At 69.0% G+C, this 23,990-nt stretch carries 17 protein-coding genes and 1 pseudogene; 13 read left to right on the plus strand and 5 right to left on the minus strand.

Going from position 1 to position 23,990, the window contains the following annotated elements; translation table 11 throughout:
- The first annotated feature begins 325 nt into the window (after positions 1–325).
- The 3 genes from IE318_RS32465 (at position 326) to IE318_RS32475 (ending at position 9,330) form a co-directional block, all read left to right on the plus strand.
- A complete protein-coding gene (locus tag IE318_RS32465; RefSeq protein ID WP_189906090.1) occupies positions 326–4,099 on the plus strand; it encodes a S8 family peptidase in 3,774 nt (1,257 codons plus the stop codon).
- Positions 4,100–4,207: 108 nt separating this feature from the next.
- Positions 4,208–5,212: a helix-turn-helix transcriptional regulator gene (locus IE318_RS32470; protein ID WP_189906092.1), complete on the plus strand. Its 1,005-nt coding sequence runs from the start codon at positions 4,208–4,210 to the stop codon at positions 5,210–5,212.
- A gap of 410 nt (positions 5,213–5,622) precedes the next feature.
- Positions 5,623–9,330, plus strand: coding sequence for a S8 family peptidase (locus IE318_RS32475; protein WP_229903895.1), 3,708 nt, complete (start codon positions 5,623–5,625; stop codon positions 9,328–9,330).
- Between the two features lie 116 nt (positions 9,331–9,446).
- Here the strand turns inward: IE318_RS32475 and IE318_RS32480 are convergent, their stop codons facing one another.
- A complete protein-coding gene (locus tag IE318_RS32480) occupies positions 9,447–9,779 on the minus strand; it encodes a nitronate monooxygenase family protein (protein ID WP_229903896.1) in 333 nt (110 codons plus the stop codon).
- 366 nt (positions 9,780–10,145) lie between these two features.
- On the opposite strand from IE318_RS32480, the gene IE318_RS45460 reads away from it, so the two are divergent.
- The 4 genes from IE318_RS45460 to IE318_RS32500 all read left to right on the plus strand — a co-directional run bounded on the left by IE318_RS45460 (position 10,146) and on the right by IE318_RS32500 (position 13,957).
- On the plus strand, positions 10,146–10,388 hold the full coding sequence (locus IE318_RS45460) for a hypothetical protein (protein WP_229903897.1): 243 nt from the start codon (positions 10,146–10,148) through the stop codon (positions 10,386–10,388).
- Between the two features lie 561 nt (positions 10,389–10,949).
- Positions 10,950–11,594 (plus strand): GntR family transcriptional regulator, encoded by a 645-nt coding sequence (locus IE318_RS32490; protein WP_189906095.1) that lies wholly within the window; start codon positions 10,950–10,952, stop codon positions 11,592–11,594.
- A 50-nt stretch (positions 11,595–11,644) separates the two neighbouring features.
- Positions 11,645–12,544, plus strand: coding sequence for an isocitrate lyase/PEP mutase family protein (locus tag IE318_RS32495; protein WP_229903898.1), 900 nt, complete (start codon positions 11,645–11,647; stop codon positions 12,542–12,544).
- 36 nt (positions 12,545–12,580) lie between these two features.
- Positions 12,581–13,957: an amidohydrolase family protein gene (locus IE318_RS32500; protein WP_229903899.1), complete on the plus strand. Its 1,377-nt coding sequence runs from the start codon at positions 12,581–12,583 to the stop codon at positions 13,955–13,957.
- Positions 13,958–14,029: 72 nt separating this feature from the next.
- Here the strand turns inward: IE318_RS32500 and IE318_RS32505 are convergent, their stop codons facing one another.
- The 3 genes from IE318_RS32505 to IE318_RS32510 form a co-directional block, all read right to left on the minus strand.
- A complete protein-coding gene (locus IE318_RS32505) occupies positions 14,030–15,019 on the minus strand; it encodes an MFS transporter (RefSeq protein WP_268256764.1) in 990 nt (329 codons plus the stop codon).
- Positions 14,914–15,258, minus strand: coding sequence for an MFS transporter (locus IE318_RS46190; RefSeq protein WP_268256765.1), 345 nt, complete (start codon positions 15,256–15,258; stop codon positions 14,914–14,916). The genes IE318_RS32505 and IE318_RS46190 overlap by 106 nt, the downstream gene beginning before the upstream one ends.
- 118 nt (positions 15,259–15,376) lie before the next feature.
- Positions 15,377–16,189 carry an AraC family transcriptional regulator gene (locus tag IE318_RS32510; protein WP_189906155.1) on the minus strand — a complete coding sequence of 271 codons (813 nt, stop codon included), beginning with the start codon at positions 16,187–16,189 and terminating at the stop codon, positions 15,377–15,379.
- 255 nt (positions 16,190–16,444) lie between these two features.
- On the opposite strand from IE318_RS32510, the gene IE318_RS32515 reads away from it, so the two are divergent.
- From IE318_RS32515 to IE318_RS32530, 4 genes are all read left to right on the plus strand, one after another.
- Entirely contained in the window at positions 16,445–17,527 is a 1,083-nt protein-coding gene (locus IE318_RS32515) for an aldo/keto reductase (protein ID WP_189906097.1), read from the plus strand.
- A gap of 626 nt (positions 17,528–18,153) precedes the next feature.
- The gene (locus tag IE318_RS32520) at positions 18,154–19,509 is read left to right on the plus strand and encodes a mycothione reductase (RefSeq protein WP_189906099.1); all 1,356 of its coding nucleotides are present in this window, start codon (positions 18,154–18,156) and stop codon (positions 19,507–19,509) included.
- A 114-nt stretch (positions 19,510–19,623) separates the two neighbouring features.
- On the plus strand, positions 19,624–20,061 hold the full coding sequence (locus IE318_RS32525) for a hypothetical protein (RefSeq protein ID WP_189906101.1): 438 nt from the start codon (positions 19,624–19,626) through the stop codon (positions 20,059–20,061).
- A gap of 308 nt (positions 20,062–20,369) precedes the next feature.
- Positions 20,370–20,705 (plus strand): adenine nucleotide alpha hydrolase family protein, encoded by a 336-nt coding sequence (locus tag IE318_RS32530; protein WP_189906103.1) that lies wholly within the window; start codon positions 20,370–20,372, stop codon positions 20,703–20,705.
- A gap of 203 nt (positions 20,706–20,908) precedes the next feature.
- On the opposite strand, the gene IE318_RS32535 is transcribed toward IE318_RS32530, so the two are convergent.
- A complete protein-coding gene (locus IE318_RS32535; protein WP_229903901.1) occupies positions 20,909–21,604 on the minus strand; it encodes a hypothetical protein in 696 nt (231 codons plus the stop codon).
- A 170-nt stretch (positions 21,605–21,774) separates the two neighbouring features.
- On the opposite strand from IE318_RS32535, the pseudogene IE318_RS32540 reads away from it, so the two are divergent.
- Together IE318_RS32540 and IE318_RS32545 are read left to right on the plus strand one after the other, a co-directional pair.
- Positions 21,775–22,998 (plus strand): annotated as a pseudogene (locus IE318_RS32540) (IS701 family transposase).
- Between the two features lie 45 nt (positions 22,999–23,043).
- Complete coding sequence (locus IE318_RS32545; RefSeq protein WP_189906105.1) at positions 23,044–23,988, plus strand: restriction endonuclease fold toxin-2 domain-containing protein; 945 nt, start codon at positions 23,044–23,046, stop codon at positions 23,986–23,988.
- The last annotated feature ends 2 nt before the right edge of the window (positions 23,989–23,990 follow it).

Below are 23,990 nucleotides of genomic sequence, written 5' to 3' on the forward strand. Positions count from 1 at the left end.
TGGCGTGAGGAAACGGGTCAAGTGGCCCCCGCTGTTCCCCCGAGTCACCGCGTGTTCGAGCACGTTCACGAAGGCCCGCGGGCCTGGGAGATCAGCGAGGCCACGGGAGAGGGCCGAAGCACCCGGGCCGGGAGCGAGCCGGCATGGAAGCCGAGGGGCAGGGGGCGCCGTTGGTGCGCGCGTCCCTCCGATCGGCGCTGCTTGGTGTCGCTGTTGCGACATGTCCCATCCGTGCCAGCCGAATCGAATGACACCCCGTCCGGTGCCAGCTGATTCTGTCCAGCGTGTGAACACCACATCGCGGACGAGGGAAGGCACGACACTGATGAGACGGATCCGCCTTGCGGCGGCGATATCAGCGGGCTTCGCGCTGGCTGCCGGTGCCATGGCACCCTTCTCCGCGGGCGCCAGCGGCCTGCGCGAGGGCGCCGTGGCGAACGCGCCGGCCGGCGGCACGGCGACAGTGCAGTTGATCACGGGTGACAGTGTGACCGTCACCAAGGCTCCGGGAGGCCGGCAGACAGCCTCCGTCACCCCGGGGACCGGCCGGCGGGGCATCGTCTTCCGGACGCTGGAGGAGGACGGGCACCTGACGGTGCTCCCCTCGGACGCGGGACCCCTGGTGGCCGCGGGCCGCCTCGACCGGCAACTCTTCGACGTGACCGCGCTCGTAGCGCAGGGGTACGACAAGGCTCACACCGACACGCTCCCCCTCATCGTGGCGGGCCCCGCGAAGGTGGCGGCTTCGGCCATGCGCGGCCTGACCGCCCTCGCAGCGGGCGACGCACCCGTCCGCAAGCTCGACAGCATCGACGCACAGGCGATGCGCGTGACCAATTCCGACCTCGGCCGCTTTTGGCGTCAACTCGTTCCCGACGCCGAAAAGTTGAGGGCGTCCGAGGTCGCGGCCACACCCCGGGTCTGGCTGGACGGCCGGGTGGGCGCCGCCCTGGACCGCAGCACGGCTCAGATCGGTGCCCCGGACGTGTGGCAGGCCGGTTACCGGGGCGACGGCGTCAAGGTCGCCGTCCTCGACACCGGTGTGGATCAGACGCATCCTGATCTGGCCGGGCGGGTCGCCGAGGCGAAGGACTTCTCCGGCAGTTCCGGTACCGGGGACGTCTTCGGGCACGGTACCCATGTCGCCTCCATCGTCGGTGGCAGCGGTGCCGCGTCCGGTGGCAGGTACAAAGGCGTCGCGCCGGCCGCGCAGTTGCTGGTGGGCAAGGTCCTCGGCGACGACGGCTACGGCAGCGAGTCGCAGGTGATCGCCGGTATGGAGTGGGCCGCGTCGCAGGGTGCCAAGGTCGTCAACATGAGCCTCGGTTCCGAGGAGGCCACCGACGGCACCGATCCCATGAGCCAGGCGCTGAACGACCTCAGCCGGAGCACCGGCACCCTGTTCGTCGTGGCCGCCGGCAACAGCGGGGAACAGGGGGCGACCACCGTCGGCTCGCCCGGTGCGGCCGATGACGCCCTCACCGTCGGCGCCGTCGACCGCGACGACTCGCTCGCCCCGTTCTCCAGCCGCGGGCCGCGCCTCGGGGACGACGCGGCTAAACCGGATGTGACCGCGCCCGGTGTCGGCATCGTGGCGGCCCGCGCCGCGGGGACCACCATGGGCGATCCGGTGGACGAGCACTATGTCGCCGCCTCCGGCACCTCCATGGCTACCCCGCACGTGGCCGGCGCCGCAGCCCTGCTCGCCCAGCGTCACCCCGACTGGACCGGCGCGCAGTTGAAGGACGCGCTGATCAGCACGGCCCACACCGTCCCCGGCCAGCAGGCCACGGAAGAGGGCGGCGGCCGGATCGACGTGCGCGCCGCGGCCCTGGGGACGGTCACTGCCACCGGTAGCCTCGCCCTGGGCCCGTTCTCGACCAGCGCCGCTGCCCCGGCCACGTCCCGGCTGCGATACACGAACACCTCCGACGAGGACCTCACCCTCTCACTCGGTGTCAAGCTGACCACCACCGGTGGCCGCGCTCCTGCCGACGGCGCGGTACGGCTCGGTTCCGACTCGGTGCGCGTGCCGGCCGGAGCGACGACCGAGGTCCCGCTGACCGTCGACCCGGCTCGTGCGGGGAAGGGCAAGTTCTACGGTTATGTGACCGCGACATCCGCCGACGGGAAGACCACCGTGCACACCACGCTCAGTCTCGTGGTGCACGGGCCCGTCCACCGAATCACCGTGGAGACGTACGACAGGACCGGCACGCGCGTCCCGGCTCTGCCGACCATCTGGGGACCCGACGGATTCGTGGACTACACGAGCACCGAACCCGCCGTCGCCGAGGTCGAGGAGGGCACCTACCAGGTGGACAACACCTGGCTGGACACGGTGGGCGACGGTCAGGAACTGCGCGATGTGGTGCTGCCCGAGGTGAAGGTCACCAGGGACATGACCGTCACCGTGGACGCCCGCAAGACGGTGCCGGTCGACATCCGCACGCCTCGGCCCGCGGAACAGCGAGGCGTCCTCAGCTATCAGACGTACCGGGAGATCGACGGCCACAGCCTGACCCAGGGCACCATGTACTTCGACAGCGCCAAGCGTCTGTACGTCAGCCCCACGGCGCGCGTCACCGACGGCGCCTTCGAGTTCGCCTCCCGCTGGCAGCTCGTCGCTCCGCTCCTGCGGGCGAAGGTGGCGGGCAGCGGCCTCGACCTGAACGCCTACTACATGCCCGCCTCGCCGCTCTTCTCAGACCACGGGGCGACCCTGACCGCGGTGGACGCCGGTGACGCCGCCACCGCCGACTTCAGCCACGCACGCGGCCGGGTGGCGGTTGTGAAGGACCCGACCGGCGCGTACGAGAAGGACCTCGTCGCGCGGGCGGCCTCGGCCGGTGTTCGTGCCGTCATGCTCGTCCACTTCAGCGACATCGGATGGACTCGGTGGGACCCGCAGGGCGAGCGCTGGGCCGTACCGACGGTGCGTATCGGCTCCCGCGCGGGTGCCGATCTCCTGGCGCGGATCGCGCACCGCTCCACCTCGGTCACGTTCTCGGGCACCGCCCGCAGCCCGTACCTGTACGACGTGATGCAGGTGTCCGCGCAGCAGATTCCCGAACACGTCGTGTACACCGTCTCCGAGCGCGACAGCGCGGTGGTGCGGAGCACGTACGCGGACAACGGCGGTAGCGGCTGGGCGAGCGAACAGCGCTTCGGCTGGCGACCGTACCAGAACACGGCCTGGCTGCAGTACACCCGGTTCGTTCCTACCGGCTTCACCCGGACCGAGTACATCAGTGCCGGGGACACCACGTGGCAGCACCTGGTGCACCGCACTACGACGTTCGACGTCGACATGCCACTCGCCGTCGGCATGCGCGACGTCCCCCGGGCGTACCGGCCCGGGGCGCAGCCCGCCGAGACCTGGCAGGGCGCCGTCGTACGGCCGTCCATCCCGATCGGCACCACCACTCCGACGGTGCGCGTGGGCAACGTGCTGAGGCTGAGGATCCCCGAGTTCACGGACTCGCAGTCCGGACACTGGTCGCGGGCCGAGGCAGGCGACGGCGGCGGTGTCGGCGCGTCGAGCGCCGACCGGGCCGGCGACGCCACGAGCGCCGTGCTCTACCGTGACGGCCGCGAGCTCACCGACTCGGACAGTGCCTGGACGGACATGGCAGTGCCCGCCGATGCCGCTCAGTACCGGCTGGACCTGACCACGTCGCGGAACTCGCCGGACTGGAAGGACGCCGTCGCCACCACCACCTCGTGGTCCTTCCGGTCGGCCCGGACGGACACGGCCACGCCGTTGTCTCTACTCCAACTGGACTACGCGGTGCCGCTCGACGCGCACAACGTGCTGCATGCCGGTCACACACACGTCATCGGCGTCCGGGTCCGCGTCCAGGACGGGCTGCCCGCCCCGAGCGGAGTGACCGTTCAGGTCGAGGCCTCCTACGACGACGGCCGCACCTGGAGCACGGCCAAGGTGACCGACCGCGGCCACAACGCCTTCCAGGCCAGGGTCGACGGGCCCTCGAAGGCTGCCGTCGGCGCCTGGGTGACCCTGCGCGTCACGGCTCGCGACGCCGCCGGGAACACGGTCCGCCAGACGGTGCAGCGCGCCTACGCCCTGCAGCGGTAGGTGAGCCCTCCGGGGGGGCGCGTGTTCCGACGTGCGCCCCCCTTGCTCCACGCCTCCCATGTAGTACGGTATTCAACCGTCGAAGCGCACGACCCCGGGAGGACGTCAGTGGTGCTGGAGGTCGCCGGCGTCTCCGACGAGGAGGAGTCCCTCTACCGGCTGCTCGTCGCGTACGGCCGGGCCACCCCGGCGGACCTGGCCCAGCGTGCCGGTCTGTCCGACGCGGACGCCGTGCGTGTCCTCGACTCGCTGGCCTCCAAGGGCCTGGCAAGTCATACGGACGGCACTCCCCGGGCGTTCCGAGCCACGCCCCCGGACGTGGCGCTGCTGCCCCGGCTCAAGCGCAGCGCCGACGCTCTGGAGCTGGCCCGGATCGAGGCCGCCCGTCTGGTCGAGTCCTACCGGGACACGATTCGCAGGCACGACGCCGGCCAGTTGCTCGAGGTCATCACCGGGGCGGAAGCCCTGCGCCAGCACCTGAGGCAAATCCAGACCAGCGCGCAGACCGAAATGCTCTGGTTCTGCAAGGCCCAGTACGTGGCCATGCCGTCAGGCAGCAATGCCGAGGAGTTCGAGGCGCTGGCCCGGGGCGTGCGCTATCGGGTGCTGTACGAGAAGGCGTTCTTCGACGACGAAGGAGCCATGGACAACGTGGTGGCGGGCGTACGGGCCGGCGAGGTCGCCCGGGCCGCGCCGAACCTGCCGCTGCGCCTGGCGATCGCCGACCGCTCCGTCGCCATCTTCCCCCTCGTGGCCGGTGGGCCGCACGGCAGCCCCGAGGAGCCGACCACCGCACTGGTCAGGGACAGCAATCTGCTCGCGGCCCTGATGGCTCTGTTCGAGCGCTACTGGGAGGACGCCGTCCCCCTGAACGTCGACGACGCCGGCGCCATCGAAGGGACGGACGCAGTCGGGCAGCCCGATGTGCTCTCCCCCACCGACCGCAAACTCCTGGCCCTGCTGGTGGCCGGAGTCGCCGACAAGGCGATCGCCTCGCAGATGGGGCTGAGCCGCCGGACTGTCCAGCGCCGGATCCAGAGCATGATGGAGCGCGCCGGCGCGGCGACACGCATGCAACTCGCCTGGCAGGCCGCACGCCGCGGATGGCTGTGAGCCGAGAGTCTGCGGCTGTCGTCCCCTCCGGCTGACCGTACGACCCCCGAAGAGGGCGTCACCCCTCGACATCGGCGGGGCCGTTGCCGGGGGAACATCGTCGCCGGCGCCTGCGGCGGCGTGAGCGGTGCGGAGCAACGTTGCGATCCAGTCCGCCTCAGGTGAGGCACCCAAGCCGCCCCCGGTGTCATCCCCACCGCGGCACTGGGCTCCGGTCACCGTCGTCTGCCGTCTCGACGCACGCTGTGAGCCGACCATGCCGACCGCCCGCGTTCTTGTCATGAACCAAGGCCGAAGGTAGCGCAGTTGCGCCATGGCACAGGTGCGCCAGCGACATCCGTTGCTGGAAACCGAAGGTGCCCCCCATGCTCCAAGCCGTCCACCGTTCTTCGATTCCCTTGAGGTTTTCCTTGTTCGAAAAGCCCATTTTCAGACGGGGGTTGCTGGCCCTCGGCGTGGTCGCCGCCCTGTCGCTGGGGGTCCTGCCAGCCACGGCCGCCCCGCCCGCGCACCCCGTCACGCCCGTGCCCGCCGAAGCGGCACAGCGCTCACCTGGCGGCGACGTACACACCGTCACGCTGATCACCGGTGACAAGGTGACCATCGGTACCACGGCCGACGGCGCCGTCGTCCGGTCCTTCGAACCGGCGAACGGCGCCACCCCGGGCTTCCACCGCGCCGTCATCGACGGCGCCACCTATGTGTATCCGGACGCCGTCCTGCCCTACGTCGGCGCCGGAAAACTGGACAAGCAGTTGTTCAACGTGACCGAGCTGATCGCCGACGGCTACGACGACGCACACGCCTCCCGGCTGCCGCTCATCGTCAAGTACACCGATGCTGCCGCCAGGTCCCGGACCCAGCCGAAGGTGGCCGGTTCAGACCTCGTCCGCCGATTGGACAGCATCCAGGGTGCTGCCCTCGCGCAGACGCGCACACGGGCCCCAGCGTTCTGGTCCGCGCTCACTGGCGATTCCGGCGCAGCGGCCCGCTCGGCGAAGCCGGCCTTCCTGGGGGGCATCGCGAAGGTCTGGCTCGACGCCAAGGTGAAGGCCGACCTGGCCGACTCCACCGCCCAGATCGGCGCGCAGCAGGTCTGGGCGGAGGGGATCACGGGCAAGGGCGTGAAGGTCGCGGTGCTCGACAGCGGGGTTGACGCCGAACACCCTGACCTGGCCGGGCAGATCGACACCAGCGCCAGTTTCGTCCCGCGTGAGGAAGACGTCACCGACTACAACGGCCACGGCACCCACGTGGCCTCAACGATCGCGGGCACCGGCAGCGCCTCCGACGGCAAGGAGCGAGGCGTCGCCTCCGGTGCCCGGCTGGCCATCGGCAAGGTGCTGGACTCCGATGGCAGCGGCCAGGAGTCCTGGATCATCGCAGGCATGGAGTGGGCCGCCCGAGACCAACACGCCAGGATCATCAGCATGAGTCTGGGCGGGGGCGGCGACGCCACCGACCCGATGAGCCAGACCGTCGACCAGCTCAGCCACGACACCGGTGCGCTGTTCGTCGTCGCGGCGGGCAACGGCGGTCCCCACTCCATCAGCAGCCCCGGCACCGCGGACGCCGCGCTGACCGTCGGCGCCGTGGATGCCAAGGACCAGTTGGCCGACTTCTCCAGCCAGGGCCCGCGTGACGGTGACGCAGGGCTGAAGCCCGAACTCACCGCACCCGGCGTCGACATCGTCGCGGCGCGCTCACACTACAAGCGGGGCTCCGGTTACTACACGACGATGAGCGGCACTTCGATGGCCACGCCGCACGTCGCCGGAGCCGCCGCGCTGCTGGCCTCCGAGCACCCCGACTGGACCGGCTCGCGGCTGAAGGAGGCACTGATCAGCAGTGCAAAGGCCACCCCGTCGTACACGCCGTACCAGGCGGGCGCCGGTCGGCTGGACGCGCTCGCGGCGGCGCACGCCTCGGTCTTCGCCACCGCCGACGCCTACTCCGGCTTCCACACCTGGCCCCCGAAGCCGGGAGAGACGGACGTCCAGAAGGTGACGTACACGAACGTCGGTGACACCCCGGCCGACCTGGTCCTGGCGATCGACGGCACCGTCCCGGCAGGGTTGTTCACGCTCTCCGAGGACCGGATCTCCGTTCCCGCGCACGGCACGGTCTCGGTCGACCTGACCGCGCACCTGGACCATCTGCCGGCCGACCAGCCCGTCAGCGCCATGGTCACCGGTACGGACGGCGCCGGTGCGGTCCGGGCCCGAACCCTGATCGGCGCCGCCAGAGAAGGTCAGCGGCAGAATCTGACCGTCGTCGCCAAGGACCGGTCGGGCCGACCGCTGTCCGGCAGGGTCATCCTCACCGCTGAGCACCTCTTCACGATCATGGACCTCGACACATCCGGCACCGGCACGATGCGGCTGCCGGTCGGTGACTACAGCGGATGGCTCACCGCCGACGTGCAGGGCGCCAACGGGCCGCGCTCTCTGGGCATGGCGCTGCTCGCCTTCAACGACGTGCGGCTGGACCAGGACCGCACCGTCACCCTGGACGGTCGCAAGGCCCGCCGGATCCTGGCACGCGTACCGAAGCAGACCACCGCTGTCGCACCGCGCCTGGACGTCCATCGGTCGTTCACCGACAGCCTGGTCGAGTCGTCCATGCTCCCCAACGAGACCTACGACAGCATCTGGGCACTGCCCACCGGCAAGAAGGTCACCACCGGCGAGTTCGAGTTCGGGGCCCGCTTCCGCCTCGAGGAACCGGCACTGACCGTGGGCACAACATCGAAGAACTATGCCGACCCATTGGTCAAGCGGGCGGCCGAGCCCCTGCCGGCCGGCACCCGGACGCTCACAGCGCTCTACGCCGGCGAGGGCACGGCACAGGAGCTGGACGGCATGGACGTTCGCGGCAAGGCCGTGGTGGTTCAGAGCAGCGACCCGGCCCAAATCATGCAACAGGCAGAGGCCGCGGCGGCCGCGGGCGCCCGGCTGCTCCTGGTCGTCAACAAGGGCATCGGCCGACTGCAGCCCTGGGACGAGACTCCCTGGAGCCCCGAGAGCCCGGCCCCGCTGACAGTGGCGACCCTCGACACCGACCAGGGTGCGGACCTGATCGGCTCGCTCCGGCACGGAGCGGTCAAGCTGAAGATCACCTCCCACCCCACCACCGACTACCTCTACGACGTGGTGCACCACTGGTCCGGCGCGGTCCCGGCGAACCCGACCTGGCGTGAGGAGCCCAAGGACCTCGGCCGGGTGGACGTCTCGTTCCGCAACTACCGGCCGGGCAAGGCGATGGAGTTCCGTCCCGACGTCTGGCGGGGCTGGGCCGTCGGCAACCAGCTCACCGCACCCGCCCAGGGCGAACGGACCGACTGGGTCACCTCCGGCGCCGCATGGCTGGACGACGCCTTCATCGCAGGTGAGACCGGGCAGCACTCCATCGACGTCCTCCACTACCTGGCGCGGAAGGCTGGCAAGGTCAACTGGTTCGGGCCGATCCAGCGGCCCCGGATGGGACCGCTGGGCTACCAGCCGGTGCGCTACCTCGACACCATGTACATCACCGCACCCGGGTGGGGCGACTCCGGGGCCGGACACGTGGGCGAAGCCGGCGCCAACTTCCACGTCGAGGACTGGATGGCGCTCTACCAGGGCGACCAGCAGCTCGACTGGGGCAATGCCGAGTGGCTGCCGGTCCCCGCGCTCGCTCCGGAGCGGCTCCCCTACCGGCTGGTCGTCGACAACGACCGGGGAACCTGGGCCGATCCCTACTCGACGCACACCCTCACCGAGTGGGACTTCACCTCCGCGGCCACACGGAGCGAATCGACCGAGTCCCTGCCGCTGATCCAACTCGACTACGGTGTGGACACCGACACAGCCGGCCGAGCCGGGCGCCACGCCGCCCTGACGGTGACGGCCTCGCACCTGCCCGGCACCACCGCCGCCATCGAGATGCCCTCTGTGGAGGTCTCCTACGACGACGGCAAGAGCTGGCACCCGAGCGACCTGACCCGCGCCGCAGACGGATGGCGGACCAACTTGAGCGCGCCGAAGACGGCGGACTTCGCCACCCTCCGGGTCACCGCCCGGGACAGCGCCGGGAACGCCGTCTCCCAGACGATCACCCGGGCCTTCGGACTGCGCTGACATACCTGCGGTGATGAACCGGGTGGGGTCCCGTCGGGGCCCCGCCCGGCCGCACGCACCCCGGCTCGCGATCGATCCGAACTCGATCGTGCGCGCCTGGGCGCGGTCCGAACCGGTCAGCCCGCCGCGTCCGGGGCTACGCCGACTGCCGGGGCAAGCTGCCGATGAAGGCGCCCACGGATGATGCTCTCGGCGTGCGCCACGATCGTGCGGACCACCGTTTCGCAGCTCTCCACGCTGCCGATCAGGCCCTGGGCCTCACCGGCCCACCACATCCCACCGTCGACATCGCCCTCACGGAGCACCCGTTGCCTGCGGCGTCTGCCCGAGGCGCGCTCGGCGACGTCGGCACGCGGCCCGGGCTGTGCACCAGTGCGGGCGATGTCCTCCGAGACCGTGTTCCGCGCCACCCGGGCGGTGTCGCCGGCCGAAGGCACCGGGACTCCCACCGCGTTCCTCCATGCGCTGGACTCCCGTGTCCCCCACGTTTCGGCCACCACCCTCCAGCCCCCGGCCCTTGCACCGCAAGGATCGATACAACCCCCGAGCTCCGGCACGCCTCAATCCCAGGGCCATCAACACGACCGAAACACATGTGTCTGAAATGCAGGCTGACTCGTTGAGCCGCAGGAGCAGCCGCACAACCGAGGGGGGACCACGTTGACTTCGGCCATGATGCAAGTACCGCTGACCCCCGCACCACCCTGGGCTCGCCCTGTCGCACTTCGGTCGCTCGGGCCCCGGGGTGCTGACGCTTGCTCTGGCTGACCCGGCCCGCCTCCAGGCATGGTCGGGCCAGCGGCCCGGAGGGAGCGGTGACCACCCGTCCCGCTCCTTCGGGCCGCTTCAGCCCGGGCAGCGCCCGGTACGGCCGACACGCGCTCTCCCCGCAGGACTCCATGAAGGTGACATCCAGCGGGTACGTCCTCGAATTCCCGCACGTCCTGGAGGGGCTGCGAGCCACAGCAGCCCAGTGCAAGAACCCGGCACACCTCGACTTCGTGACCACCGCGATCACCGCGCTCGAGGAGGAGGGCCGGACGCCGTACACCTCCTGAACGGCTGCCCCCCGCGCGCCGCCCAGCTGATCTTCGAGGAAGTCACCGAGGCCTAGATCACAGCCGAGCAAGCCACTGGCATCCAGAACCGAAACAGCACCCTGGTCCGGGACTTCCGCTCCTCTGCACCAGCCACCGCCGCGCCCAGGCCCGCCGGACGGAGCACAAGCGGCACGTCCGCAACGCCACCCGCCTGGATCCGTTGCGCCACCTGCTGACCATCCCGGGCAGCTGACCACCCCGCACCCACTCTCACCGTCCCCGAACCTCCGGCACCCGACCCGGGGTCAGGGCTGCCCGCGCTCGGCTGCCCGCCGGGCCTTGCGCGGCTTGGTCCCCGTCGGCGCAGTGTCGGGAAGGCCCGGAAGGGATGCTCCCACACCGCTCCCTCCATGCGCGGTCGAGCCACCGGCCGCCGGGATCAGAGATTGGCGACAATCTGTGGTTTGATTGTCGCCAATCTATCCGTAGATTGTCGCCATCGCGGTTGACAATCACGTCGGCGCGGTCCTAGCGTCGATGAAGCGTGGCCGTACCACGCAGGAGGAATGGGGTTCTGCCGTGAAGCGTCACAACGTCGAGTCCGAGCTGCGTGAGCGGATCCTGCGTGGAGACCTGGCCCCGGGTGATCGACTGCCGGAGGTGCAGATCGCCGAGGAACTGGGCACCACGCGGTTCGCGGTCAGGTCGGCGCTGCAGGCCCTGGAGTCCCGCAAACTCGTCGAGCGTGTTCCCAACGCCGGCGTGGTGGTGGCCCGCCCCGACTACGACCGTTTGCAGGAGATCTACGACGTTCTCGAGCTCCTGGAAGGTCTGGCGGCACGGCTCGCCGCGGAGAGGTCCACGCCGCGCGACTGGGCCGAACTCCAGGAGCTGTTCGCCGAGGGCGGGCGCCTGGACGAGGCCGCCGAGAACGGCGACATCGACGTGTTCCTCGCCGCGATCGATCGCTACCGCGACACCGTCATCGAACTGGCCGACCAGGCGTTCCTCGCCGAGATGCTGGCCGGCGTACGCGACCAGTCACATCTGCTCCGCCGGCGCATCCTGATGACACCCGGACGTATGCAGGAGAGCCTCGCCGAACACCGCATGGTGATCGACGCGCTCGTGCGCGGCGACGCGGAGGGCGCCGAGCAGCTCAAGCGCCACAACATGCAGACCGCTCGGAAACGGCTCAGCCGGTACCGGGACTTCCTCGTCTGACGACGGCACGGCCGCGCGTGCCTTCCCGCAACCTCTCGGAAAGAACCATCGTGTCCCACACGCACGCTGCGCGCAGGAAGGCCCTGAAGGCCCTCCTCGCCGCTGACCAGCCACTGATCCTGCCCGGCGCCTACGACGCCCTCAGCGCGCAACTCGCCGAGCGCGCGGGATTCGACGCCACGTACACAGGGAGCTTCGCCGCTGCCGCCTCGGGATTCGGGATGCCGGACGTCGGACTGCTCACCCTGAACGACATGGTGGACCAGACCCGTCGCATCGTCGAAGCCACGTCCGTACCCGTCCTCGCCGACGCGGAGAACGGGTTCTACGACGCCCCCAACATCTGGCGCACGATTCAGGCCTTCGAAGCCACCGGCGTCTGCGGTGTCCACATCGAGGACAACCTCGGCGGCAAGCACACCGCCACACCGGCCGGACTGCTGTCCCCGCACCGGATGGCACAGAAGATCCGCGCCGCCGTCGACGCCCGCACCGACCCAGACTTCCTGGTCATCGCACGCTCCGACGCGGCATGGGTCAACCACGACGCCGACGAGTGCATCGACAGGCTGGAGACCTACATCGCCGCGGGAGCCGACATGGTCTTCGCGCCGGCACTCCCCGCCGACGCCCTCGCCCGGGCCCGCAAGCGCCTCGCCGTTCCCGTCATGGTCGCCGGTGACCTGCTCGACGTCCCCGGCTCCGACGTTCCCGCGCACACCATCGAGGACTACGGCCGGGCGGGCGCCGACGTCATCCTGCTCTGGTACACGCTGATCGGTGCCGCGACGAAGAACGTGACCGAGGTGCTCGACAGGCTGCGGACCCGCAACGACGTCGCCGCGGTCAAGGAGCTCGTGACGGACCAACGCGCCTTCGAGGGGCTCATGGGCTACGACCGGTTCGAACAGCGCAGTGCCCGCTACGCCGCGGCCCCGGCGTCGTCGTAGCCCGCCCGCTCGCATCCCGAAACGAATGGAAGCGCCATGAGCGTCATGTCAGAAGACTCCGCGGACCGGGCGTCCTGCGAGCAGGAACAAACCGGTGCCGTCCTCTTCGAGGGCGCACGGGTGATCGTGGGCGACGGCGAGCGTGTCATCGACGACTGCGCAGTCGTCGTCCGGGAGGGCCTGATCGAGGAGATCGGCCCCCGGGACGCCGTCATCCCCGATCCCGCGTGGCGGACGGTGTCCCTGCACGGGAAGACCGTCATGCCGGCCCTCGTCAATCCGCACGGGCACATCGGCTACTGGAAGGGCGCGGGAGCAGACGCCGTGAACTTCTCCGCCGACAACATCATCGACCACCTGCGCCGTCTCGCCTACTACGGTGTGAGCGTGTTCCAGTCCCTGGGCACCGACCGGGACGACACGGAGATCCGCGTACGCGACCTTCAGCGCAGGGGCGAGCTCGGCGACGAGGACCTCGCTGTCCTCTACTCCGCCGGGTCCGGCATCGTCGCCCCCACGCCGGGCTCCGACAACGGCGGTCCGTTCTTCGCCGTCGACGCGGTCCATGAGGCGACGAGCCCGGAGGACGCCCGCCGACATGTGCGCGCGCTGGCCGCGAAGAACGTCGACGCCGTCAAGTTCTGGCTCGACGACCGGCACGGCAGCAAGGCGCGGCTGCACCCGGATGTGTACCGGGCGATCGTCGACGAGGCGCACACGCACGGACTGAAGGCCGCCGCTCACATCTACACGGTCGACGACGCCAAGGAGGCGATCCGCGCGGGCGCGGACATCCTGGCCCACCTGCCGCGGACTCCCGCCCCTGACGAGGAGCTCATCGAGCTTCTCACCTCCCGCGACGTCGCGGTCTTCACCTCGATGAGCATTCAGCGGCCCGACGGCGACGGCTGGCTCGACGACCCGGCCCTGGCCGAACTGGTGCCCGCCGAGGCGATCGCGGACCTGCGCGCCCGGATCCGGAACAACTCGCCCCAGCCGCTGTTCGACACGGTGGACGCCTACCAGCGGATGGAGAGCACGCTGCGGACCTTCGTCGATGCGGGGGTGCGGGTCGTCTTCTCCGCGGACACCGGTCTGCTGACCCAGTTCCCGGGCTTCGCCGAGCATCGCGAGCTGGAAGCCCTCGCAGCGGCGGGGCTGCAGCCGCTCGCGGTCATCCGGACCGCCACGCAGCGCTCCGCGGCCCTGCTCGGGCTCACCGACCGCGGCACGCTGGAGGCGGGCAAGCGGGCCGACTTCATCGTCCTGGACGCGGATCCGCTGCAGGACATGACGCACACGCGCAGGATCGACTCCGTCTGGTTCAAGGGGCGGCGGATCGACCGGCGCGGTGTCCGCGACCGGGTGTGGAAGGCCGCCGAGCAGGCCGGCGCCCGGCGTCCCGGCGCTTGATCAACGAGCCGTTCGCTCCTGTCCTGGCATCGGGGCCCTGCCCTTGCATCGGCAGGGCCCCGAAACCAGGTTTCACGGCCTGCCCGGACGCGGCTCGACTCCCGCGGTGTCCGGACGTCCTGCGGACGAACTCACCCGCGCTTCTTCGGCGCCACCCGGCAGTGCGCCCGCAGAGACGGTGAGCAGGGCGGTGAACGTGATCGCGGAGGCGATCACGATGTAGGCGGAGATCGACCAGGAGCCTCCTGTTCCGGCGAAGAGGGCGGCCGCGACGAAGGGCGCCGGACCACTCGTGATCATGCCGCCGACCTGGTACGCCACGGAGGCGCCTGTGCAGCGGAAACGGGCCTCGAACAGTTCGGCCAGGAAACTGGACACCGCGCTGTAGGTGAGCGCGTGCCCGACGGCCATCATGAGGATCATCGCGACCAGGATGAGCCAGGGGGATCCGCTGTCGACGAGCCAGAAGAACAGGAAGGCCATCGCGGCCATGTAGACGGAGCCGACGAGCAGGGTGTTCCGCTTGCCGAACCTGTCAGACAGGATCGCGACGGCGGGCACGGTGAAGATGTCCAGAACGCAGGCGGCGATCAGGCACAGCAGGAACGTCTCGGTGGAGACACCGACTTCCTTGGGGCCGTACGGGAGAACGAACATGGAGACCACGTAGAACGGGATGTTCGTCGCGGCCTGCGTCAGGATGCCGATCACCAGCGGCTTCTTGGCATGGCGCAGTGCGTCGACGAACGGGAAGGAAGACGTGGCCCGGTGGGCGCGCACTTCCTGGAAGTCCGGGGACTCGACCACCTGGAGCAGGATGTACAGGCCCAGCATCACCAGCACGATGCTGGCGAGGAACGGCAGCCGCCAGCCCCAGGTGGTGAGGGCTCCGCGGGGAACTTCTCCACGGCGAAGAAGGCACCGGCCTACAGCACCAGGCCGGCCGGCACACCGGCCTACAGCACCAGGCCGGCCGGCACACCGGCCTGCGGCCAACTGCCGTAGAACGCGCGTCGCTGCGGGGGAGCGTGCTCCACGGCCATGAGGACCGCGCCGCCCCACTCGCCGCCCACCGCGAGACCCTGGACGAAGCGCGCCACGACGAGGAGGGCCGGCGCACCGACGCCGATCTGGTGGTATGTGGGCAGCAGGCCGATGACGACCGTGCCGAGACCCATCATCACCAATGAGATGACGAGCATCTTCATGCCGCCGACCCGGTCACCGAAATGCCCGAAGACGATGCCGCCGAGCGAGCGGGCGGCGAAGGCGACGCTGAAGGTCGCGAACGATGCGAGCACCCCGGCCGCCGGGCTGAGCGAGTTCGGCCAGACCGCAACTCCAGCCGTGCATTGGCCGATAAATTGGCCGACACGCTGAAGGCCCGTTGAGGAGGGGGGAGGCAGCACAGCCGGGCGTCTACTCCTGGACGATCGCTGCGGTCTGGAGGCGTGCTGCGTCTTGACCCGGCGGGGCTCCGAACATACGCCGGTATTCGCGGCTGAACTGCGACGGGCTGTCGTACCCAACGGCGTGTCCGATCGCGGCCACGTCGTACGGCGCTGCGATGAGTTGCATGCGAGCCTTCTGCAGGCGGAGTTGTTTCTGGTATTGCAGCGGACTCATAGCGGTCACCGCACGGAAGTGCCGGTTGAGTGAGGAGACACTCATGCCGACTTCGTCGGCGAGGTCGCCGATGCGAATCACCTGGTCATAATGGGTCTTGATCCACTCAATTGCGCGGGCGACGAGGGTTATGCGGCTGTCAGCAAGGCCAATCTGTCTGACCAGGGCCGCCTGGGGCCCGTTCAGCAGCCGCCAATGGATCTCACGTCGCACGCTGGGTGCCAGTACCGGGAGGTCACGTGGCTCGTCCAGCAAGCGCAGCAGCCGGACGACCGCGTCGAGCAGCTTGTCGTCGGCGTCGCTGGTGGCGATGCCCGGTCCATCATGAGGGCGGACCACCGTGGGAGGGGCTTCCAGCAGCAGTTGCGCGATGATCGCTGGCTGCAATGGAAGCCCGAAAGCCAGAAACTCCTCGCCGGGCGCGGCCTGGGTGATCTGTGAGACCAGGGGAAGGTCGACAGTCGCGACGAGGTACTGGCCCGAGTGGTACTCGAAGATGTGGTCATTGAGGACGGTGCGCTTCGCTCCCTGGGCTATGAGAGCGATCACGGGTTCGGTGACGGTGCCCAGCGGTTCGGTCACATACTGTGTCGAAAACACCGACATTCCCTCGATCCACAGCGGACGTGGGCTGCCTGCGGCCAGTCGCGCGATCCGGGTACGCAGTTCATCCAGGTGATCCACCTCCCCAGTGGACCACGAGCTTGGGCGCGAGGCAATCATGATCTGGGCAAGCTTGAGCGGATCGTGCAACGATCCGCGCGCATCGGTCTAGGAGATCACCACGCAGAGAGGTCGAATGGAGGCACACCGAGGGACGGCCGCCGTCCCTGAGCACCTTCCGACCAGGAGCCCTCTGTCATGCCACTCGATTCCTACGTCACGCTCGGCCGCTCGGGACTGCGAGTCAGCCCTTTCACACTCGGCACGATGACCTTCGGTGAGGATCACGGTTGGGGGAGCAGCCCGGAGGAGTCCAAAGACATCCTCGCGGCCTACCTGGATCGGGGTGGCAACTCGATCGACACGGCCAACATTTACACAAACGGTCACTCCGAGAAAATCATCGGAGACTACTTCGCCGGCCAGCCCATGCGGCGTGATCGGGTCGTGATTGGCACGAAGTTCTTCGGCAACCTGTACGAGGACGACCCCAACGGCGGCGGACCCAGCCGCAAGGCGATCGTGCAACAGCTGGAGAACTCGCTGCGGCGTCTGCGCACCGACTACGTCGACATCTACTGGTTGCACAATTTCGACCCGTCCACACCCCTCGAGGAGACCCTCCGCGCGCTGGATGACCTGGTCAGCGACGGCAAGGTCCGCTACGTCGGGTTCTCCGACGTGCCGGCGTGGGCGACGGCCGAGGCAGCCACCATCGCGCGCTTCCGCGGATGGGCTCCGATCATCGCACTGCAGTTGGAGTACTCCCTTCTCGAGCGAACCTCGGAAGGGGAGCTGATCCCCATGGCTCAGGCCATGGGCATGGGAGTAATGCCATGGGGGCCGCTGAAGAGCGGGTTTTTGTCGGGCAAGTACTCCAGCGCCACCAACGGCCCGGTTGACACCACGCGCACCCAGCTGGTCGGCGCCCCGAGCGAGGCCGACTATGCCGTGATCGACGCACTCAACGCCGTCGCGGGCGAGGTGGGCGTCAGCCCCGCCGCAGTCGCCCTGGCCTGGGTGCAGGGCCGCCCAGGGATCACCTCCACCTTGATCGGCGCGCGCCGCATGGACCAGTTCGAGGCCAACTTGCGCGCCCTGGACGTGACTCTCACCGAAGTCCAGCGCGGTGTGCTGGATGATGTCTCCACCCCCACGCTGAACTTCCCGGCCGACAACAACAGGACGTTGGCCCCGATGATCCAGTTCGCCGGAACCACGGTGGACGGACGCCCGTCGATGTCGTCCCCGCTCCTCCAGGCCAGCAGCTCACGCTACTGAGCACCACACCTGGCAACGAAGACGTAAAGGATGAACATGTCACAGCAGTTCGCCGGCAAGACGGCCCCGATCTCGGGGGGCGGATCCGGTATCGGGCGAGCGACGGCCCTGGCGCTCGCGGCCGAGGGCGCGCTGGCAACGAACTCGGGGTGTTGGACCGGATGATCGCCGTCAACGTGCGCGGCGCGTTCCTGCGACCGGCGGGCCGCGTCCGCCCGGCAAGACCTGGAGCGTAACGCTGGGTAGTGGGACGACTTCGACCTCAACGGGATGCTCGTGCCCCAGGACTCCACTCTCGTAATGGGCGACCAGCTCGAGCAGCCTGGTCACCGTGCTTGCGACCCTTCTGGTTCTTTCCGGGCGCATGCTCGACCTGAGCGGGATGGTGCAGGGGCAACCTGCGTCACCCACGGGGAGGGCGCGTCTGCCGCGTGACTGCGGCCGCCCCAGCCTGGCTGGCTGGTTCTCCCTACCCACCGCAGGCTGCGCGCCGGGCCCGGCCTTCGTGCTGTTGGTGGATGGAGGACTGGTCAGAGAGACTGGTGATCGGTGGGACTGCACTGTCATGACTGAACTCTCACGACCGAGCACCGGGTGTGTGCCTGGCCGGTGAAAGGTGGACGGGCATGCGGCACTACGACCTCATCGTCCTCGGAGCAGGCAGCGGCAACATGCTGCTCACCGAGGAATTGGGCCATTTTCGGACTGCCATCGTCGAACCGGACCTTTTCGGCGGCACGTGCCTCAACCGCGGGTGCATCCCGAGCAAGATGTTCGTCCTCGCGGCGGACGCGGCCGAGGACGCCAGGGCGGCGAAACGCCTCGGCGTGCACGCGAGCATCGCGCCCGTCGACTGGAAGACCGTCCGCGACCGAGTGTTCAGCCGCATCGATCCGCTGCATGGCAGTGCGGTGGACTACCGCAGGAAGAACAGCATCGACGTGTATACCGAGGAGGCGTACTTCATCGCCCCCAAAGTGGTCCAGGTCGGTGACGAGCGGATCACCGCCGACACGTTCGTTGTCGCCGTCGGGTCGCGGCCGGCGGTGCCGCATATCCCCGGCTTGGACAGCGTGCCTTACCACACTTCGGACACCATCATGCGGATCGATGAGCTGCCCACGTCCATGATCGTGCTCGGAGGCGGCTTCATCGCCGCCGAGTTCGGCCACGTCTTCGGCGCCTTCGGCACGGATGTCACCATCGTGCAGCGCGGGCCGCGTTTGCTGATGACGGAGGACAAGCAGGTCTCGGCACGCTTCACCGAACTCGCCTCGCGACGGCACCGGGTGTTGCTCGGTGCCCGGGCCACCAGCGTCCAACCCCGCGGGGGCAGCGTGGCCGTCACTGTGAGGGGCCGGCACGGCGAGCAGATCCTCGAGGCCGACTTGCTGCTGGTCTGCACTGGACGCCGGCCCAACACCGACCGGCTGCAGGCCCTCACAGGAGGACTCGAACTCGACGAGCACGGCCACATCGCCACCGACAACGCCTACCGCACGTCCGTGCCGGGTGTATGGGCGCTCGAGGACGCGGCGAACCACTTCCAGCTCAAACACATGGCGAACGCGGAGACGCGACTGGTACGGCACAACATTCTGCATCCCGAGGACGTACGAACGCTCACCAACAAGGTGGCGCCGCATGCGGTGTTCACCAGCCCGCAGATCGCCAGTGTCGGCCTGACCGAACAGCACGCACGCCGACACGGGATCGACTACCGCGTGGGTGTGCGTGCCTACGCCGATACCGCGTACGGATGGGCCCTGGAGGACACCACAAGCTTCGTCAAAATCCTGGGCGACCCGGCCGAGCGCGCGATCCTCGGTGCCCACATCATCGGCCCCCAGGCAGCGACGCTCATCCAGCCACTTATCCAGGCCATGACCATGGGGCTGACCGCCGACCAGGTGGGGCGAGACGTGCTATACATCCACCCGGCTCTGACCGAAGTCGTCGAACAGGCCCTGCTGGCGCTTTGACACCCTGCTCGGCCCGGAGAAGTGCTCCCGCCGCCGGGTGGCCGACGCCATCCGCTACATCACCGACAGCGCGGCGAAGTGGCGGGCGCCGCCCGCCGACTTCGGCTGGGGCCCGTGGGACACCATCAGCGCACCCGGGCGACGGCCGAAAAGACCGCTTCCGACCTCACCACCAGCCACGTCGGCCGCCACCTCATCCAACCCGACGCCGACGGCCACTACCGGATCGGCGGCCTGTGGCCGTGGGAAGAGTGGCCCACCGAAGAGAACGACACCGACGGCTCCCCTGCCACCACCGCCAGCAGTGACGTCCCGTGGCAGAACCTGGCGGACGCGCTGAACGCCCTCGTCGACGCTGGACAGTTCCCCCACTTTCACGACCTGTACGGGGCACGCAACGACTGGCAGCACCAGCCGTGCGCCAACGCCGGCGCGCACGGGGACACCCCGTGGGTGGTCTTCGACCTGGCCACCCGGCAGTTCACCGTGTCCAGCCGGGAGCGGGCCCTCAGCGGCGACCACTTCCGGCAGCCCCGGCCTCCGCGCGGCTGACTCCCCGCACGAAGCCGGGCCCCCGTCTCGCCGCGCCCCACCCGCGTCCTGCCGTGCCGCCGCGCCCGCGTGCCCGGGGATGGGGCGTGCCCTTGCGTGGCCAGCCGCTCGCCGTCTCGCGGTCGTCCCCGTCAACCAGCCACACACCGACGGGAGTTCCTGCCGTGACGACCGCCGTGTCCCGCCCACACACCGTCTCCGCCCGTATCCACGCCCCCGACCGCGCCCCCTTCCATGGTCGTTCCTGCCAGGCCCACGGCAGTCTTGCGCCCCTCCCAATCCGGTTCCCCCCAACGGACAGATCCCACATGTATCCCGCCGCATCGACCTGCGGCGACGAAACTGACCAGGAACTCACGCTCTTCCCCGCCCCGCCGCCCGTCCAATACCAGGCCCCGGAACAGCACGTCGTCCAGTTCAGCGGCGGCGTCGGCTCGGCACTCGTCGCCCTGACCATCGCGCAGCGCGTCGACCCCAGACGCATTACTCTGCTGATCGCCAACCCACAGGTCGAAGACCCCGACCTATGGCGATTCGCCAACGACCTCGCGCGCCACATCGACGTTCCGCTGGTCATTGTTGAAGACGGCCGGGACCCCTGGCAGCTGTTCACCGACGTTGGCTTCCTGGTACTCCAGCCGTAGATCGTGATCTTACTGGTTGGGGCGGCTGAGAGACGGGTACGGCCACCGCTGATCATTGGTGTGTGAAGACTAGCGATCTTGCCGTGACCGCAGGTCATAGCCCAGTGCTGTCCCGCAAATGATCTCCGGAGCGGTGGCTTCCTGCTCGCGGTGGTGGTTACTGGGCACCGCTGACATGGGATAGGGGCGGTGATGCTGACGCGTCAGTGCTGGTTGACCGGCCAGACGGCCGCCGGATCGCAGCGGGCCGGGCACGCCAGCAGGTAGACCTCGTTGCCGAGGAAAAGCCAGTAGGTGTCGGCCCTGACGCTATAGGGCTGTTCTGGCTGGCCGGGGTAGACAGCGAAGTCCATACCCTCGGGAACCTGGCAGACATACACCAAGTCCGCGCCGCATGCGCACCTGTAGTACTCGGGATCCTGCGCCCAGGACGGGGTACCGCCCACCTTGAAAGTCTGAGCCCCGACGGGGGTATCCACGAAAGGCCGCAGAGCCAGCGGCAGCGCGCACAAGGACGGTTCGGCTTCCGGGGCTGGCAGCGCCCCGCGGCTCTGAATCAGTACACGCCAGAACGGAGCCGGGTACGGCGGCTGCGGAGCGTCCCAGTACTTCGGTACGAGCCGGCCATCAGCAAGCTGGGGGTCGGACGCGTCGTTGTGCGCACGGCAGTGAAAGACAAGGAGGTGGTTTCCGCCGAAAGGCTCCAGGTCCCAGGGGATGTCGAACTGGAAGAACAGAGCCATCCGCTCACCACAGAAGCACTCGGGCCAGTCCTGGGCCTGGTCGAGGAAGGGCCAGCCTCCCACCGAATTCCGCGCCGGACGGACCAGCGGTTCGGTTCCAACCTCGACCGTGTAAGCAGGCAGCACCCGCATCCTCCTCGTATTGCGTTCGAACATCCGCTCAACCTAATAATCCAGCTGCAGATAGTGATCTTGCTGGTGAGAGCCGGCGCGGGGACGGGTACGGCCACCGTTGATCATCGTGAGTTGTGTGGACAAACGACGAGACGGTGGCCGCAGGTCACAGCATAGATCCCGCCCGTTGGCGGGAGGCGTTCGAGGTGGCCATGGGACGGATCTCGGGGCGGTTCGCCCGGTACGAACCCCGCCTGCGGGCCGGGCGGTTGGTACTGGGTCTGCTGTCGGACCTGCCGCGCAAGAATTACTGGACCATCGCGGAGTGGGCTGGAGAGACCAGCCCGCACGGCATGCAGCATCTGCTGTCCCGGGCCGTCTGGGACGCCGATGCCGTCCGCGATGACGTGCGCGAATACGTCGTCGAGCACCTCCGCGACGACGCTGCGGTGCTGGTCGTCGACGACCGGCGACGTGAAGAAGGGCACTCACACCGTCGCCGTTCAGCGCCAGTACACCGGCACTGCCGGCAGGATCGAGAACTCCCAGGTCGCGGTCTACCTCGTCTATGCAGGCGTGCGTGGACACGCGGCGGTGGACCGGGAGCTGTACATCCCGCGCTCCTGGACCTGCGACCCGCGCCGCTGCCGGGCCGCAGGACTCGGCGAGGACACCGTCTTCGCGACCAAGCCGGAACTGGCCCGCACGATGATCGAACGGTTCCTGGACGCCGGGCACCACGTCGGCTGGGTCACGGGTGACGAGGTCTACGGCGGCAACCCGAAACTGCGGGCGGCTTTGGAGGAGCGCGGCATCGGCTACGTCCTCGCGGTGGCCTGCTCGGCCGAAATGGTCACCGGCGCAGGGAAGTTCCGCGCGGATGCTCTGGCAGCGAAGCTGCCGAAGCGGGCCTGGCAGAAGCTCTCGGCTGGACGGGGCGCGAAGGGGCGCCGCTTCTACGACTGGGCGGTCATCGACCTGGCCGACCCTGGCCCGGGCCACCAACTGCTGATCCGCCGCAACCGCGCCACAGGCGAACTCGCCTACTACCTTTGCTTCTCACCCCGGCCGGTGCCGCTGACCGAGTTGGTGCGGGTCGCCGGATCCAGATGGCGTGTGGCAGACCGAGAAAGGGCTGGCCGGGCTGGATGAGCACCAGGTCCGCCCGCTACCCCTCCTGGATTCGCTGGGTCACCCTCGCCATGCTCGCCCACGCCTTCCTCACCGTCGTCCGTGCCGACGAACACACCCGCCGTCCCGGACCGGCCGACCTGGTCCCGCTGTCCTGCAACGAGATCCAGCGCCTGTTCATCACGCTCGTCGTCCGGCCGGTCCACGACGCATCCCATCGGCTCGGCTGGTCCGACTGGCGACGCCGCCATCAAGCCCGGTCCCGCACCAGCCATTACCGGCGACAAGCCACATCCCAGACATGATGATCACGATCTACAGCTGGAGTACTAGTCGGTGCATGCACGCAATTGGCAAAGGCCTGCGACCGGTACGCCGACCACGTCGAGGACGCGAAGGAGAAGATCGTCCGTCACCGCGTCGACCCGTTCGCGAACGACATGCCCTGGGACTCCCCGATGTTCGGCGGCAACGGCTACGACGGCGGTCTGAAGGACGCCGTCCTCTCCGATCCGTACATCCGCGCACTGGGCGACATCGCCCATGCCCTGGACTCGTCCCAGAAGCGGGTGAAGCTGCCCCCGGGCAGCAAGCCGGACAGCCCCCTGCTGCCGGGAATACCACTGCTTCCCATCCCCGGCCGCGTTCCTGTTCCAGTGCTGATCGCCTCCTACCACGGCCAGGCTCCCAACCTGCTGCCGATGGCGAGTCGATACGACCCGACGCTCGACCGGGACCCGCTCCCGCCGGAGCCCGGATCCACTCGCATCCTGAGCCTGCCCGAACAGCAGCGATTCGAGAGCTGGGTGCACACCCTGCCCGTCGGCGGCTTCGCCGGCGGCGGCGGAGCCACGAGCCCGGACAACGCCTACCAGCTCCGTGTCGCCGGCTACCCCGAGCGCGAGGTACCCCTTCCTCCCGGCGTCGGGAAGAGCAACAGAGGCCTCATGATGGACGGGATGCGCAAGGACGACGGCTACGCCATCGACGCCAAATACATACGTAAACCGGACGAGTGCAAGTCTTTCCGCAGCATCAGCAAGGTCAACCAGACCCTCGGTACGCCACCGGAGATCGATCCGGACACCGGGAAGATCAAGTTCGATCCGCACCGCGACGGCATGCACTTCACGGACGCCACCGAGATGAACCGGTACAGGGCAGCCCTCGACGACCCCCGCAACGACGAGATCCGCGGTTTTGAGATCATCACGAACGACAAGCAGGCGGTGCCCTACTGGGAAAGCATGATGGCCATGAGCGGCGTCAACGGCACCGCCCGCTACGTTCCCTAGCG

It is taken from the genome of Streptomyces spiralis, from assembly GCF_014654675.1.
GTDB lineage: Bacteria > Actinomycetota > Actinomycetes > Streptomycetales > Streptomycetaceae > Streptomyces > Streptomyces spiralis.

What these genes read in the sequence shown, in the direction of transcription:
- IE318_RS32530 (WP_189906103.1), top strand. Translation starts at nt 20,370, where the DNA reads ATGTATCCCGCCGCATCGACCTGCGGCGACGAAACTGACCAGGAACTC.
- IE318_RS32510 (WP_189906155.1), bottom strand. Translation starts at nt 16,189, where the DNA reads ATGTCGGTGTTTTCGACACAGTATGTGACCGAACCGCTGGGCACCGTC.
- IE318_RS32465 (WP_189906090.1), top strand. Translation starts at nt 326, where the DNA reads ATGAGACGGATCCGCCTTGCGGCGGCGATATCAGCGGGCTTCGCGCTG.
- IE318_RS32520 (WP_189906099.1), top strand. Translation starts at nt 18,154, where the DNA reads ATGCGGCACTACGACCTCATCGTCCTCGGAGCAGGCAGCGGCAACATG.
- IE318_RS32515 (WP_189906097.1), top strand. Translation starts at nt 16,445, where the DNA reads ATGCCACTCGATTCCTACGTCACGCTCGGCCGCTCGGGACTGCGAGTC.
- IE318_RS32500 (WP_229903899.1), top strand. Translation starts at nt 12,581, where the DNA reads ATGAGCGTCATGTCAGAAGACTCCGCGGACCGGGCGTCCTGCGAGCAG.
- IE318_RS32535 (WP_229903901.1), bottom strand. Translation starts at nt 21,604, where the DNA reads ATGTTCGAACGCAATACGAGGAGGATGCGGGTGCTGCCTGCTTACACG.